Source organism: Lactobacillus nasalidis, assembly GCF_016587775.1.
GTDB lineage: Bacteria > Bacillota > Bacilli > Lactobacillales > Lactobacillaceae > Lactobacillus > Lactobacillus nasalidis.
In genome coordinates this window covers 1-301 of the sequence record NZ_BOCG01000553.1, presented here as the reverse complement: position 1 = coordinate 301, position 301 = coordinate 1, and the positions used below count along the sequence as shown (strand labels likewise).

Genomic DNA, 301 nt, shown 5'->3' with positions numbered 1-301 from the left:
CGAAGAAGTCGCTGCCCAGATCGAAACGGGGATGACGGTCATCAACGGCCGCTGGATCACTGACGGCAGCCTGCCTTTCGGCGGGGTCAAGAAGTCCGGCTACGGCCGCGAACTGAGTCCTTTGGGCCTGGAAGCCTTCGTCAACGAGCACCTGGTGATCGACTTCACCGACCAGAACAAGCAATAATGACTTACAAGTGAATCTCCAAGCAAAAAGCTGCTGACGCAAGGTCAGCAGCTTTTTTGTGCCAAAAACTATTCTTCTTCCTTCTGGTCCGGCTTGGCCATGGGCTGGAAGGCA

Annotated in this window: 1 protein-coding gene; it reads left to right on the top strand. The window is 55.1% G+C overall.

The window, feature by feature from the left end:
• On the top strand, positions 1–187 hold a 187-nt coding region (locus lacNas_RS10730; protein ID WP_201346850.1), incomplete at its 5' end, for an aldehyde dehydrogenase family protein.
• Between the last annotated feature and the right edge of the window lie 114 nt (positions 188–301).